We start from the raw sequence: 13,661 nt of genomic DNA, 5'->3' as shown, positions 1-13,661 counted from the left end.
GAAAAAGTGGTGGAATTTCTGGCAGCACAACCCTTTGTAGCGCGCGTGGTGCCCAGGATCGGGATACCTTCGGCGTGCAGGGCATTGGCCAGCTTCAACGGCGTTTGGCCGCCGAATTGCACGATGACGCCGTGCAGGCTGCCATTTTCCTGCTCCACCCGCAGGATTTCCAGCACATGCTCCAGCGTCAGCGGCTCGAAATACAGACGATCCGAGGTGTCGTAGTCGGTCGAAACGGTTTCTGGGTTGCAGTTGACCATGATGGTCTCGTAGCCCGCAGCGGTCAAAGCATAGCAGGCATGGCAGCAGCAATAATCGAACTCGATGCCTTGGCCGATGCGGTTCGGGCCACCACCGAGGATGACGACCTTTTTCGCAGCCGAGGGCCGCGCTTCGCATTCCACATCGCCCATCGCGGGGGCCTCGTAGGTGGAATACATGTAGGGGGTCTGCGCCTCAAACTCGGCGGCACAGGTGTCGATGCGTTTGAACACCGCGTTGACGCCAAGGTTGCGGCGGGCGCGGCGGATTTGCGCTTCATCCCGGCCTGTCAGCATGGCCAAGCGGGCGTCGGTGAAGCCCATCATTTTCAGCTTGCGGATGCCCGTGGCGTCCAAAGGCAGGCCTTTGGCGCGGACGACCGCCTCGGCCTCGATGATTTCGCGGATGCGGGCAAGGAACCACGGGTCGAAAGAGGTGATCGCGTTAATCTCATCATCCGACAACCCGTGGCGCATGGCTTGGGCGATGACGCGGATACGGTCGGGGGTGGCTTTCGACAGCGCCAAGGTGATCGCAACCTTGTCCGGCGCGCCGGGGATCTCGATTTCGTCAAAGCCGCAAAGCCCGGTCTCCAAAGACGCCAGCGCCTTTTGCATCGACTCGTGGATGGTGCGGCCAATCGCCATCACTTCACCGACCGATTTCATCGCGGTGGTGAGGTTCGGCTCGCTGCCGGGGAATTTCTCAAATGCAAAGCGCGGGATCTTGGTGACAACGTAGTCGATGGAAGGCTCGAACGACGCGGGTGTCACCTTGGTGATATCATTGTCGAGCTCGTCCAGAGTGTAGCCGACCGCCAGCTTGGCCGCGACCTTCGCAATCGGAAAACCCGTGGCTTTCGACGCCAAAGCCGAAGAGCGCGATACCCGCGGGTTCATCTCGATCACCACCATGCGGCCATCCGCCGGGTTGATCGCCCATTGCACGTTGGAACCGCCAGTTTCGACGCCAATCTCGCGCAGCACGGCAATCGAGCCGTTGCGCATGATCTGGTATTCTTTATCGGTCAGGGTCAGGGCAGGGGCGACAGTGATAGAATCCCCGGTATGCACGCCCATCGGGTCGATGTTTTCAATCGCGCAGATGATGATGGCGTTGTCGGCGGTGTCGCGCACCACCTCCATCTCAAATTCTTTCCAACCCAGCAGCGATTCGTCGATCAGGATTTGTGCCATCGGGCTGGCTTCCAACCCTGAACGGCAGATCGCTTCATAGTCGTCGCGGTTGTAAGCCACACCGCCACCAGTGCCGCCCAAAGTGAAGGCGGGACGGATGATCGCGGGCAGTCCGACATATTCAATCGCAGCCATACATTCGGCAACGCCTGCCGAAATGTCATACTTTCCCGAGGCCAGTTTCGGCGCGGCGATGATGGTGGCTTTCGGGTTTTCCAGCCCGATGCGGTCCATCGCCTCGCGGAACAGCTTGCGGTCTTCGGCCATCTCAATCGCCGGGCGTTTGGCACCGATCAGCTCGACGCCGAATTTCTCAAGCACACCAAGGTCAGCCAGCGCCAAAGCGGTGTTCAGACCGGTCTGGCCGCCCATCGTCGGCAGCAGCGCATCGGGGCGCTCTTTCTCGATGATCTTGGCGACAACTTCGGGGGTGATCGGCTCGATATAGGTCGCATCCGCAAGGCCGGGGTCGGTCATGATCGTGGCGGGGTTCGAGTTGACCAGGATCACCCGGTAGCCTTCTTCGCGCAAAGCCTTGCAGGCTTGTGCGCCGGAATAGTCGAACTCGCAGGCCTGACCGATGACGATGGGGCCTGCACCGATGATCATGATGGATTTGATGTCGGTTCTTTTCGGCATATCGGCCCCCAATGCGCAAAACTTTGCGGGTTATAGCCATGCGACGCCGGGGCGCAAGGGGCATTTGGCCGCTTATCCGGCCTCGTGCCGGGGGGGCGATTTTTGCGGCAAAGATCCGTGCCCGCTTTCTTTGAAGAAATCGGTTTGCGGGGGCCGCCGAAGGTGCAGGCTCAGTCCGGGAAATGCTCGGTATGGGTTTCGCCGCTGCGGCCGATGTAAAGCGCGCGGCGGCCCAAGAACGAGACGATGTAACTGGCGCATCCGGCAGCGGCGGCCTTTTCGCAAAAGCCTTTGTAGGTGTAGCCCGCCACCTGTTGCTGGGCCTCGCGGATCGCGGCCTGCATCTTTGCTGCGTCGAAATGGTCTGCAATAGCGGTGGTGATCTTGTGGGCGGCCAGTTCCACACGATCGCCATCCGGCAGAAAATAGGTCGCGGTGCTGCGGCGCAAATCGACGGTGTAACTTTCGAACCCGGCCTCGTTCAGCGCGCCCACGATCTGCGGAAAGGCCATCGCGTCAGTTTCGGCGGCGGTCAGGCAGGTTTGGGCGGTGGCTTTTTGGCGGTCGTTCATTTGGGCCTCGGTTGCGGCGTTTTACCGATGGGAAAGGCGGCCAGGTCTCCCCGGCCGCCTTTGAGTTCAGATCAGCAGATCAGGCCTTTTGGCCGACAGCCGCTTCGGCAGCCGCAATCACGGCCTTGCGGGCGGCGATGCGATCCCCGGTCGGTGGGCCTTCAAAACGACGGTTTTCGACTGTCACCCACAGCACCAGTGCCAAGGCGATAAAGCCCAGCACGACGTACAGCACACGCTCGTTCGGCGGGGCGACGGCGATGAACAAGATCACCGCCATGCCGATCACCGAAAGCACCGTCACCAGTTTGTAAAGGCCCGCCGACATTGCCCAAGGGCCGGGGTTCGGCCATTTGGCGGTGCCATAGGCGAACAGCCCGGCCACCAGCGGAATGGTGAAAGACAAGAACAGGAATACCAGCGTCGAGTTCACCACGATGACGTAGATCGAAGTCTCGCCGACCTTGATCGACATCGCCAGCAGAACGTAAAGGATGCAGAGCACCGTCGCCGTCCAGATCGCGTTGACCGGGGTGCGGTATTTCGGCGACACGGTGGACAGCGCCTTGGAGCCAGCCGGCATCCCGTCATCGCGTGCGAAGGCAAACAACATCCGGCTGGCCGAGGTCACCGTGGCCAGACCGCAGAGGAACTGCGCGATCAGGATCCCAACGTAGATCACGGTTTTCAGACCCGTCGGCAGGATCTGATCCATCGTCCAGAAGAACACGTTGAAGCCTTGTGCGGCCCCCTCGTTCATGTTCGGCACCGCCAGCATGATGGCGCAGATCATGATCCAGCCGATCAGCGACGACCAGATCACCGCCGAAACGATACCTTTTGGCACCGAAGTGGCGGCGTTCTTGGTTTCCTCAGAGGTATGGGCCGAGGCGTCATAGCCGGTGATGGTGTAAACCGGCAACAACAGGCAAAGCAGGAACAGGTAGGCCATGTTGTCGGATTGCGGGAAGGTGCCATTGCCCGCGTCACCCGAATAGTTGGTGAAGGTCCACAGCCGCGAGAATTCCAGGCTGGGGGCATAATACAGGCAGGCCACCACCAGCACGGCGGTGGTGGCGAAGATGATGTAGCCCGAAATGTCGGTCAGGAAGGTGGTGACCTTGATGCCAAGGTGGTTGAACAGCGCCTGAACAGCGGTGATCACGGCGACGAACAGCACGATTTCCGTGTCGCTGCCGCCAAAGTTGATCAGATATCCGAAGGTGCCGGTGAAATAATAGGCGGTGCCGATGTTGATCGCGCCCAACACGGTGATCAGACCCAAAAGGTTCAGCCAAGCGGTCAGCCAGCCCCAGAACCTGCCCCCCAGGATAGAGCCCCAGTGGTAAAGCCCACCCGCGGTTGGGAAGGCCGAGGCGATCTGCGCCATCGCCAAAGCGAACATGCCCGAAATGATGCAGCCGGTGATCCAGCCAAGGCCAGCGCCCGCGCCGCCGATGGATGAGATCGCTTGGGCGAAAGAGTTGATGCCGCCCGACAGGATGCAGATGATCGAGAACGAGATTGCGAAGTTGGAAAATTTCGACATAGAGCGCGAAAGCTCTTGCGCGTAGCCCATGCCATGCAGGACTTTGATGTCCTCATGTGCATCTTTGTCGGTATAGTCGTCCGATGCCATTCAGTTACCCTCCGAACCGTTTGATTGGTCGTTATTATTGTGAGAGGTGCGACATTTTGCCGTCCCTTCCGCCAAGGAAGCGCGGATTTTTCAGTCTGGCAAGCACTGAATAGATATTTACAGAAAACAGCACTGGGCCGACGGCTGTGCAGTTCAAGACGGACATTTTCGCGTCGCAAATGCGCAAAAGACGGGCGGCCCCGATTCAGAAAAAAGCTTGGACTGGATTTGCGGGCAGGGCTGGCCTAGGTGGTGGGGCTGGCTTAGATGTCAGGCAGGCAAACAAGGGGCGCGGGCGTGATCCTGATCGAAGACGGACCTTTTGGGCAGCCTGCGTTGTTTGACGGCGCAGAGACGTTGATCGTGGCGCAGCATGCGGATGAGCTGGCTCCGGCTTTGGCCCAACTGGACGCCGCCCGCGCGCAGGGCAAATGGGTCGCGGGATACATCAGCTATGAAGCAGGCTATGCGCTAGAGCCGAAGCTGGCGGGGCTGATGCCTCCGACTGATCCGGAGCGGCCTTTGCTGGTGTTCGGGGTGTTCACCGGGCCAGCCGATCCGGCGCAGGTGTTGGCAGAGGCGAAAACTGAGGCGCGCGGCGTCGCCGTGGCGGCGCTACAGCCTGCGATCAGCCGCGCCGACTATGGGGCTGCGATGGATCGCGTGATGGCCTATATCGGCGCGGGTGACTGCTATCAGATCAACCTGACCTTTCCACTGCGCACAAGGCTGCTACAAGGCACACCCCTCGGGCTTTACGGCGCGCTACGGGCGCGGCAGGCCGTGGGGCATGGCGCGTTCCTCGATCTCGGCGTCGGGCCGGTGCTGGTCTCGCGCAGCCCTGAGCTCTTTCTGCGCACCACCGCGGCAGGGCGGATTGAGGCGCGGCCGATGAAAGGCACCGCCCCGCGCGATGCCGACCCCGTGCGCGATGCGGAACTGGCCGAGGCTTTGCGCGGCTCCCCCAAGGATCAGGCGGAAAACCTGATGATTGTGGACCTGTTGCGCAATGATATCAGCCGGGTGGCGCAGATAGGCTCGGTCAAGGTGCCGGAACTTTTCGCGGTGGAACACTATGCAACCGTGCATCAGATGGTCAGCCGCGTGGTCGGGCAACTGGTGGCCCCCCCCAGCATGGCCGCGCTGATGCCCGCGTTGTTCCCCTGCGGCTCGATCACTGGGGCCCCAAAGATCCGCGCGATGCAGATCATCCACGAGGTCGAACCCTTCCCGCGTGGCGTCTATTGTGGTGCGATTGGCTGGATGGCCCCGGATGGCGCGTCGTCGTTCAACGTGGCGATCCGCACGTTGTCGGTGTTTGCGGGTGGCGCGATAGAGTTGAATGTCGGCGGCGGCGTGGTGCAAGACAGCACCCCCGATGGCGAGTGGGAGGAGGCTTTGTGGAAAGCGCGTTACTTGCAGGGGCTGGTGCGGCAGGGCTGAAGCTGATCGAGACGTTGGCTTGGGATGGCGCAGCACTGGTGCGCTTGCCCCTGCATCTGGCGCGGCTGCGGCGTTCCGCGCAGGCGCTGGGCTGGGGCTGTGATCTGTCGGCGGTTGAGGCAGCGCTGATGGCAGCGGTGCCTGTGGGGGCCGCGCGGATGCGGTTGACGCTGGAGTCTGAGGGCCGGTTTGAAGTGCAGGCGGCGGCTTTGCCTGCGGGCAAGCCGGAATGGCGGGTGGGTCTGGCGACCACGCGGCTGACCTCAGACGATCCTTGGCTCACCGTCAAATCAACAAACCGCGCAGCCTATGATGCGGCGCGGGCCAACCTGCCGGATGGGCTGGACGAAGTGATCTTCCGCAATGAACGCGGCGAGGTCTGCGATGCCTCGATCACCACCGTGTTTTTCGACCAAGGCGACGGGCTTTGCACGCCGCCGCTCAGCTGCGGATTGCTTCCGGGTGTGCTGCGCGCCGAGATGCTGGCGGCGGGTGCCGTGCGCGAGGCGGTTTTGCGGGCCGACGATCTTGAAAATGTCCGGCTTTGGCTGGGCAATTCACTGCGCGGCCTCATTCCAGCGTTGTTTGTGCAGAAGATCGGGGCGTGATGTCTCGGTGATATAATCGCGGGTCAGCGGCACCGCATCCTGTCGTCTGGCAAGCTGGATCTGGAACACGCATTGCCGGCCTTCCCGGAAGGTCATCTCGGAGGCGATCAGATAATACCGCCACATCCGGCAGAACCGATCATCGTAAATCGCGCGGATCTTCTCGATATTGGCGTCAAAACGCTGTAGCCAATGCGCCAAAGTCATCGCGTAATGCAGCCGCCAGACCTCAATATCCGTCGGCCACAGCCCGGATTTTTCCATCGCCACTGCAATTTCTGACAGCGCAGGCACATAGCCGCCGGGGAAGATGTATTTTGCGATCCACGGATTTGTCGAACTCGGCGGTGCGGCACGTCCAATCGTATGGATCAGCGCGATGCCATCAGGGCCAAGCAGGTTTCTCACTTGCGCAAAATATGCCGGATAATGCGGCACGCCGACATGCTCGAACATCCCAACCGAGACGATGCGATCGAATGTGCCAGTCAGATGGCGATAATCCATCAGTTGAAACGACACCCGATCAGACAGCCCAGCCTCGGCGGCGCGCTGCATTGATCGCTTGTATTGCTCTTGCGACAGCGTCACCCCCAGCACCTTTGCGCCGTAATCCCGCGCCAGCGTCAGGGCCATGCCGCCCCAGCCCGAGCCGATATCCAGCACCGTCATGCCCGGTTGCAGGCACAGCTTTGCCGCAATATGCGCCTTCTTTTGCTGCTGCGCCTGTTCCAGCGTGTCATCGGGTTGGATGAAATAGCCGCAAGAATACTGCCTGTCGGCATCCAGAAACAAATCGTAGAGCGCGCCCGACAGATCATAATGGTGTTCGACATTGGCGGCAGATCGGTTGGCGCTGTTGAATTGCGCCGCTCCGCGCAGCATCACCCGCACCGCATCCTGTATCCGCCGCCACCAGACCAGCGGGCCACCGCCTTTGGTGTTGGCAATCACCAGTGCCAACAAGCCGCGCAGATCATCCGCGTCGATGGTCAGGTGGCCCGCAACATAGGCCTCGCCCAACGCCAGATCAGGATTGCGCACCAAACGCGCGATCACCGCAGGGTCAGTCAGCCGCACCGTCACCGCAGGCCGATTGCCGTTGCCATGACGGTGGGTTGTGCCGTCTGGAAAATGCAGGATCAGCGTGCCGCGCCGGATCAACTGAGCCAACATTCTATTCAGAATAGTCGTCCACATGGTCATACCCTTTTTGCACCGGTAGCGTAGATTTGGCACATCAATGGTCCCAGCCAGATGCGGGAGCGAAACCGCCCATGGGGCGCATTGGCAAAGACAGATTTGAGCGTTTTTCAGCGAACCAGCCCAAGTCCGGTTCCGATCCTATCACATTCCGTTGCCTTGGCGGTATCCAAAGGTACACACGTCAGCATCGCGGCCAAGCGTGTCCGGGGATTGTCGTTCGCGGACCTGTGGGCGCCGCTCGAAAACTTTGGCTTCTGCCCAGTCCTGCCGTCAGCGCCACGCGGGCAGAGTCGTGCTTGTGTGACCGTTGACGCTCCAACGGAAAGGTTAATCAAACCTGAACGGATGTCCGTTAAGCCATTGATCTTGCGTGGTGCGGATCATGCGCCACGCGTGGACAGCCTAGACGCCGCGCAGTTTTGCGACCACAGCGGCCACCAAAGCCTTGCGCTGCCGATTGGCGGGGTGGGTGCCCAGAAAATGATCGCCAGGATCGGGAAGCCGATCAAAAAAGCCGGTGCCGATGACCGGATCATAGCCCGCATGGAAGGTAATCTCGGCCCCGATTGCGTCGGCCTCCAGCTCATATTCCTTCGAGAATTGCCGCGTCGCAAGCCCCGCACCCAGCTTCTGGGCCTGCTGAACCTCATCCTGCCCGGCCCCCGAAGCCGCCGCCAAAATCCCCGCCATCATCGCGCCGGACAGCGCCGATTGCTGCTGCTTGGGAATGTGACCCAGAATGTGATGCGCCGCCTCGTGGCCCATCACGAAAGCGATCTCATCGGCGTTGCGGGCGTCCGCGATCAACGCCAGCGAAAAAGCGATGATCGGCCTGCCGGCCTTGTCGATGGTTTGGAAAGCGTTGGCGGGCTGGCCGGGCCGGTCGTCGATCACGATCTGAAAATCGCAGCGCTGCCCGATATGTTTCGAGCGGCAAAACGCCTCGGCCACCGGTTCCACCCGCTGCACCACGGTCAGAAAATTCACCGCCGCCGCCCGAGACGTCAACGTGCCGCCGGTCTGCGAGGCATCGGTCAGCACCTGTGCGGCGCTGTCGGTGGGTGGGATCGGGGTGATCCCCGGCTGTACGCAGCCCGCCAGCAGCGCCGTCACCAAAACCCATCCTGCTTGCCGCTTCATCACTGTCGCCTTCACCACTGCCCTGAGACAGCCCATATCAAACCCGTTGCTGTTTCATAGCCCCATCTGTGCCCGATCTGGCTGCACTTTCGCTTGATGTGGCGCGGATGCTTGACCCTGACCGGAATGCGGGCTCATCTGAGCAAAAGTTGATCCGGCAGAGGAGCCTTGCGATGTTCACCATCGAGCATGAATTCGACGCCACCGTGATCACGCTGGTCGACGAGGGCGAACCTGATACCCCGTTGCAGGAAGATATCACCATTGAGGCCTATGCCGAATGTGTGGTGTTGCGGCAGATGGATCAGATGACCGACGAAGAGGTCGCGATCACGCTTTCCATCGCGCAGTTGCGCGACCTTGCAGCCGCGCTGGATCTGCCGGAGGGCAGCTACCGGATCGAGCCGAAGCAGCCCTAATCCAGCCGGAACACCTTTTCGCGGGAGATTGCGCCGCGCAACAGGGTCAGGCGGGTTTTCGCGACACCCAGGGCATGCGCCAGCGCCTCGGCCACGGCGGCGGTGGCTTTGCCGTCCTCGGGTGGCGCGGTGACGCTGATTTTGATCATGCTGCCGTCGCGGGTGATGGTGCTGCGGCGCGCCCGCGGTGTGACCTTGCAGGAAAACTCTGCCCCTGAAACCGCCAACTCTGCCCACGCGCCTTTTTGCATGGAGTGCAGAGTGCAGAAGGCGCTCGCCAAGGGCAAGCCCACTTGACGCGGGGCGCACACAGCGCCACCTCTGGCGCAAAGGAGTTCCTTATGACCCAAGAAGCTTTCACATTGACCCAAGACGCTTTGACGCAAGACGCCTTCACTTTTCTGCAAACCCGGCAATCGCACCCGGCCAAGCTGTTCAAAGGTGCGGTGCCAGAGCGTGCCGAACTGCTGGAGATTTTGGCAGCCGCCACCCGTGTGCCTGATCATGGCAAGTTGGAGCCGTGGCGGCTGGTGGTGTTGGATCGTGCGGCCATGCTGCGGCTGGCCGATCTGGCCGAAGCGCGGGCGCGGGCCATCGGAGCGGATGACGAAAAGATCGCCAAGGGGCGCGGGCAGTTTGATCTTGGGCAGTTGGCGGTGGTGGTGGTTTCATCACCGAAGGCGAGCGACAAGATTCCACAGTCCGAGCAGATGCTTTCGGCGGGGGCTTTGTGCTTTGGCGTGCTCAATGCGGCTTTGGCGAAGGGCTGGGGGGCGAACTGGTTGTCGGGTTGGCCCTCGCATGACCCGGTATTTGCCGCGCAGGCGTTTGGCTGTGTGGGGGATGAAACGGTTGCGGGAATCGTGCATATCGGCACGGTTGTGACGCCGATTTCGGATCGCCCGCGCCCCGATCTGGCGAAGCTGATCACATGGGCCTGATGGGCGGCCGGACGGCCGGAGGTGTCAGAGCATGATCTTCAGTGATTTCGCCAAGGCATTGAGCCAGCTTGGGGATGGCCGATTCATGCGCGTGATGCTGCTGGGGGTGGCGCTTGCGGCGGCGCTGCTGACCGGGGCCTATGCGGCGCTGTTGTGGGTGATCGAGACCTTCACCCCCGGCAGCATCGACATTCCCTTCGTCGGCCCGGTTGGCGGCTTGGATACCCTGCTCAGCTGGGGGTCGATTCTGCTGATGGCGGTGCTGTCGGTGTTTCTGATGATCCCGGTCGCCTCGGCGTTTTCGGGGCTGTTTCTGGAGGATGTCGCACAAGCGGTGGAGGATCAGCACTATCCCAGCCTGCCACCCGTGGCGCGGCCTCGCTTTGGCGATACACTGATCGACACCGCCAATTTCATCGGCCTTCTGCTGGCGCTGAACACGTTGGCGCTGCTGCTTTACCCGTTTGTGGGGCCGTTCAGCCCGCTGCTGTTCTGGGGGATGAATGGCTATCTGCTGGGGCGGGAGTATTTCACCCTTGTCGCCACCCGCCGATTGGGGCGGGAGGGCGCACGCGCAATGCGAAAGGCTTATAGTTTGCGGATCTGGATGGCGGGGGTTCTGATGGCGGCCCCCTTATCTATCCCGCTGATTAACCTTGCGATCCCGGTGCTTGGCGTCGCCACATTCACTCATATGTTCCATCGACTGAGCCGTCAGTAACGGTTGGCCCAAAGCCCGAACACATCCAGATCAGCGATGCCCCAGCGGCCCGAGGTGATCAGCAAATAGAGCACGGCAAACACCACAAGCGCAATCAGCGTGGTCAGTTTAGCCTTGGGTTTGATCATGGCTTCGGCGGGTGCTGAGCGCGGCGTGCCGGGCTCAACCTCACCCATCTGCGCCTGGCTTTTGAAGCGCATCGGCAGCACGCAGAAAAACACCATGAACCAGGTGACCGAAAACAGCACCAGTGCGGCAGTGATCGTCATGTTTGCTCCAGTTCCACCAAACAGCCGTTGAAATCCTTGGGATGCAGGAACAGCACCGGCTTGCCATGCGCGCCGATTTTCGGCTCTCCTGACCCCAGAACCCGCGCACCACTGGCTTGAAGATGGTCCCTTGCGGCCAGAATGTCATCTACCTCATAGCAAATATGATGGATGCCGCCTGCGGGGTTCTTCTCAAGGAAACCTTTGATCGGGCTGGCATCACCCAAGGGGTAGAGCAGTTCGATCTTGGTGTTTGGCAACTCGATGAAGATCACCGTGACGCCGTGATCGGGCTCATCTTGCGGGGCGCCGACTTTGGCCCCCAAGGTGTTGCGGTATTGATCCGCCGCGGCGGTCAAATCCGGCACGGCAATCGCGACATGGTTCAGGCGGCCAATCATCGGCAAGGCTCCTTGCAAGGCTGATGGTGGCCTTATGGCGACAGGGAGGCGTTCGGGCAAGGGGGCGCGCGGTCGCAGGCCTGCCAGATACAGCCTTGTTCAAAATCTTTCCGGTGGCTTTGGTGTTTACGATTTATGAACCAAAGTCGTGGATGAATGGCGGGGTCGCATTTGCCGCAGGTCTGCCATGCCCAGCCCACTGACCCATGATCCACCGCTGCCGCCCGGTTTTGTCTTGCCAAACCTTGCAACGGGGGCAGAGCTGCCGTTGCAAGGCGTCACCATTCTGGCGGTGGAGGACAGTCGCTACGCGTGCGAGGCGCTGCGGTTGATGTGCCAGCGTGCCGGTGCGCGGCTGCGAAGGGCCGATACGCTGGCGCGCGCGCGGGCGCATTTGCGGGTCTACCGCCCCGATGTGGTGATTATCGACCTCGGTTTGCCGGATGGCCGGGGTGAGGGGTTGATCCGAGAGTTGGCCATGGCGCGACAGCGACCGTTGGCGGTGCTTGGCACCTCGGGCAATCCAGACGGGCGAGGATCGGCTTTGGCTGCGGGGGCGGAGGGGTTTCTTGAAAAACCGTTGGAAAGCTTTGCCGCATTTTGCACCGTATTGCGGCGGTATCTGCCGGGGCTGGCGCCTGCCCTGATCGAAGACGCGGCGATTCATCCAGACCCATTGGCGCTGCAAGATGATCTTTCGCGCGCGGCGGCAGCGCTTTCAACCGAGCCGGATGCGGCAGGGCGGCGCTATCTGGCGGGGTTTCTGCTGGGGGTGGCGCGTCACGCCCATGACAACGCCTTGGCCCGTGCCGCGCGCGATGCGGGCACGCCAGACAGTGGTGATCTGATGCTGCTGCGCGGCTTGATTGACAAAAGGCTGGATGTCGCCAGTCTGGCCACAGCTTTCGCAGCCAAACCCGAGTCTGCGTGACGCAGTCAGGCCCTGCACTGGCCGCGATCGTCGAGACGCGGCCGAGATTTATGGCTTGATTACAGCAAAATCCGGGGGTCTTTGCCCATTTGCAGGCCCGGAAACACCGTGTTTTCCAGCACGGTCTGGTCAATGCCATAAAGCCCTTGGATCGCATGGGCGGCCCAGGCCCGCACGTCCGACGTCGGCATCAGATCGCGGCGTTCGTAAAGATTGGCCTCGGACAGCCCCGGCCATTCACCAAACACCTTGCCGCCGTTCAGCGCCCCACCCGCCATCACCATCACGCCACCAGTGCCGTGATCGGTGCCCGCTGTGCCGTTTTCCCGCGCGGTGCGACCAAATTCGGTCATCGCCAGCAGCACGGTTTTGCCCCAGACTTGCTCTCCCAGTCCGGTTTGAAGCCGCAGGATCGCGTATTGCAACCGGGCCAGTGATTTGGAGAGGCCGCCCGCCTGACCGCGATGGGTGTCCCAGCCGGACATCGAGAATGCGGCAATTCGCGCATCTTGCCGCAGTTTTCCGGCAGCGTAATCCACCAGTTGCTCGACATCCTGCACCTTCAGGCCGGGCGTCTGCGACGGGTCTGCCGCCATTGCCATGTCGCCGTTGCCCGCGTCTGCCAGTTCCATCGCCTCTTGCGATGCGGCATGGAACAAGGGATCGGATTCGTAGACCCGATCAAACAACAGCCGCGCTTGGGGCGTCAGCAGCAGCGTGGTCTCGGGCGACCAATTGCGCACCTCGGCGGGGCCTTCCAGCAGCGGCATCGCGATCTGGCCAATGGAATAAGCGGTTTCCGAGGTCAGGCCTTTTTGGGTTTGCAACAAACGGTTCAGCCAGCCGTCCTTGACCTGATTGAGCGGTACATCCATGCCAGTTCCGGCCTCGAGCATGTCCTGACCGACAAAATGGCTGCGCTTGTCACGGTAAGGCGTGGAAGTGGCATGGACAAAGCCCAACTGGCCGGCACCCCACAGGGGCATCAGGTCGCCAAAGGCCGGGTGCAGGCGGAAAAATCCATCGAGGTCAGCGGCTTGTGGGTTCAGAAGTGTGGGGCGCAGGGCGGCGTAGTCGGCATCCCCTTGCGGCTGGACCACATCCAAGCCGTCCATCGCGCCGCGCAGGATGATGACGATCAACCGATGATCGCCCAGCGGCTTCCCGCCATTGGCACCTGCCATCGTCACGGTTGTGAGCATTGGATGCGCCGCGATCGAGCAACCCAGAACACCCCCCATCCCGCGCAGAAATTTCCGTCTGTCCATCGAAGCT

At 61.5% G+C, this 13,661-nt stretch carries 15 protein-coding genes; 6 read left to right on the top strand and 9 right to left on the bottom strand.

The window, feature by feature from the left end; genetic code table 11:
• From carB to U1A24_RS11610, 3 genes are all read right to left on the bottom strand, one after another.
• A partial coding sequence (carB, locus tag U1A24_RS11620) for a carbamoyl-phosphate synthase large subunit (RefSeq protein ID WP_322322136.1) occupies positions 1-2,096 on the bottom strand: 2,096 nt, incomplete at its 3' end.
• Positions 2,097-2,266: 170 nt separating this feature from the next.
• Positions 2,267-2,668 (bottom strand): DUF1398 domain-containing protein, encoded by a 402-nt coding sequence (locus U1A24_RS11615; protein WP_322322135.1) that lies wholly within the window; start codon positions 2,666-2,668, stop codon positions 2,267-2,269.
• Between the two features lie 79 nt (positions 2,669-2,747).
• The gene (locus U1A24_RS11610) at positions 2,748-4,307 is read right to left on the bottom strand and encodes an amino acid permease (RefSeq protein ID WP_322322134.1); all 1,560 of its coding nucleotides are present in this window, start codon (positions 4,305-4,307) and stop codon (positions 2,748-2,750) included.
• Between the two features lie 297 nt (positions 4,308-4,604).
• On the opposite strand from U1A24_RS11610, the gene U1A24_RS11605 reads away from it, so the two are divergent.
• Both U1A24_RS11605 and U1A24_RS11600 read left to right on the top strand, forming a co-directional pair.
• Positions 4,605-5,750 carry an aminodeoxychorismate synthase component I gene (locus tag U1A24_RS11605; protein ID WP_322322133.1) on the top strand — a complete coding sequence of 382 codons (1,146 nt, stop codon included), beginning with the start codon at positions 4,605-4,607 and terminating at the stop codon, positions 5,748-5,750.
• Entirely contained in the window at positions 5,708-6,358 is a 651-nt protein-coding gene (locus U1A24_RS11600) for an aminotransferase class IV family protein (protein ID WP_322322132.1), read from the top strand. The genes U1A24_RS11605 and U1A24_RS11600 overlap by 43 nt, the downstream gene beginning before the upstream one ends.
• On the opposite strand, the gene U1A24_RS11595 is transcribed toward U1A24_RS11600, so the two are convergent.
• Both U1A24_RS11595 and U1A24_RS11590 read right to left on the bottom strand, forming a co-directional pair.
• Positions 6,308-7,558 carry a class I SAM-dependent methyltransferase gene (locus tag U1A24_RS11595; RefSeq protein WP_322322131.1) on the bottom strand — a complete coding sequence of 417 codons (1,251 nt, stop codon included), beginning with the start codon at positions 7,556-7,558 and terminating at the stop codon, positions 6,308-6,310. The two genes, U1A24_RS11600 and U1A24_RS11595, sit on opposite strands and share 51 nt — an antisense overlap.
• A 408-nt stretch (positions 7,559-7,966) precedes the next feature.
• Positions 7,967-8,704 (bottom strand): M48 family metalloprotease, encoded by a 738-nt coding sequence (locus U1A24_RS11590; protein ID WP_322322130.1) that lies wholly within the window; start codon positions 8,702-8,704, stop codon positions 7,967-7,969.
• 173 nt (positions 8,705-8,877) lie between these two features.
• Between U1A24_RS11590 and U1A24_RS11585 the strand changes: the two genes are divergently transcribed.
• Positions 8,878-9,123, top strand: a complete 246-nt coding sequence (locus tag U1A24_RS11585) for a hypothetical protein (protein WP_322322138.1) — start codon at positions 8,878-8,880, stop codon at positions 9,121-9,123.
• On the opposite strand, the gene U1A24_RS11580 is transcribed toward U1A24_RS11585, so the two are convergent.
• Positions 9,120-9,374, bottom strand: a complete 255-nt coding sequence (locus U1A24_RS11580; protein ID WP_322322129.1) for a DUF167 domain-containing protein — start codon at positions 9,372-9,374, stop codon at positions 9,120-9,122. The two genes, U1A24_RS11585 and U1A24_RS11580, sit on opposite strands and share 4 nt — an antisense overlap.
• Positions 9,375-9,464: 90 nt before the next feature.
• Here U1A24_RS11580 and U1A24_RS11575 point away from each other — a divergent pair, with 90 nt between their 5' ends.
• Together U1A24_RS11575 and U1A24_RS11570 are read left to right on the top strand one after the other, a co-directional pair.
• Complete coding sequence (locus U1A24_RS11575) at positions 9,465-10,064, top strand: nitroreductase (RefSeq protein WP_322322128.1); 600 nt, start codon at positions 9,465-9,467, stop codon at positions 10,062-10,064.
• 31 nt (positions 10,065-10,095) lie between these two features.
• Positions 10,096-10,785, top strand: coding sequence for an EI24 domain-containing protein (locus U1A24_RS11570; protein WP_322322127.1), 690 nt, complete (start codon positions 10,096-10,098; stop codon positions 10,783-10,785).
• Here the strand turns inward: U1A24_RS11570 and U1A24_RS11565 are convergent.
• Both U1A24_RS11565 and mce read right to left on the bottom strand, forming a co-directional pair.
• The gene (locus U1A24_RS11565) at positions 10,779-11,054 is read right to left on the bottom strand and encodes a DUF1467 family protein (RefSeq protein ID WP_322322126.1); all 276 of its coding nucleotides are present in this window, start codon (positions 11,052-11,054) and stop codon (positions 10,779-10,781) included. The two genes, U1A24_RS11570 and U1A24_RS11565, sit on opposite strands and share 7 nt — an antisense overlap.
• On the bottom strand, positions 11,051-11,455 hold the full coding sequence (gene mce, locus U1A24_RS11560) for a methylmalonyl-CoA epimerase (RefSeq protein ID WP_322322125.1): 405 nt from the start codon (positions 11,453-11,455) through the stop codon (positions 11,051-11,053). Before mce ends, U1A24_RS11565 begins: the two co-directional genes overlap by 4 nt.
• A gap of 187 nt (positions 11,456-11,642) precedes the next feature.
• Between mce and U1A24_RS11555 the strand changes: the two genes are divergently transcribed.
• Positions 11,643-12,386 (top strand): response regulator, encoded by a 744-nt coding sequence (locus U1A24_RS11555; protein ID WP_322322124.1) that lies wholly within the window; start codon positions 11,643-11,645, stop codon positions 12,384-12,386.
• 59 nt (positions 12,387-12,445) lie between these two features.
• On the opposite strand, the gene U1A24_RS11550 is transcribed toward U1A24_RS11555, so the two are convergent.
• Positions 12,446-13,654 carry a DUF1501 domain-containing protein gene (locus U1A24_RS11550; protein WP_322322123.1) on the bottom strand — a complete coding sequence of 403 codons (1,209 nt, stop codon included), beginning with the start codon at positions 13,652-13,654 and terminating at the stop codon, positions 12,446-12,448.
• Between the last annotated feature and the right edge of the window lie 7 nt (positions 13,655-13,661).

Origin of the sequence: Cypionkella sp. (genome assembly GCF_034376685.1) — a bacterium.
Classification (GTDB): domain Bacteria; phylum Pseudomonadota; class Alphaproteobacteria; order Rhodobacterales; family Rhodobacteraceae; genus Cypionkella.
This window is presented reverse-complemented; position numbering and strand designations above follow the sequence as displayed.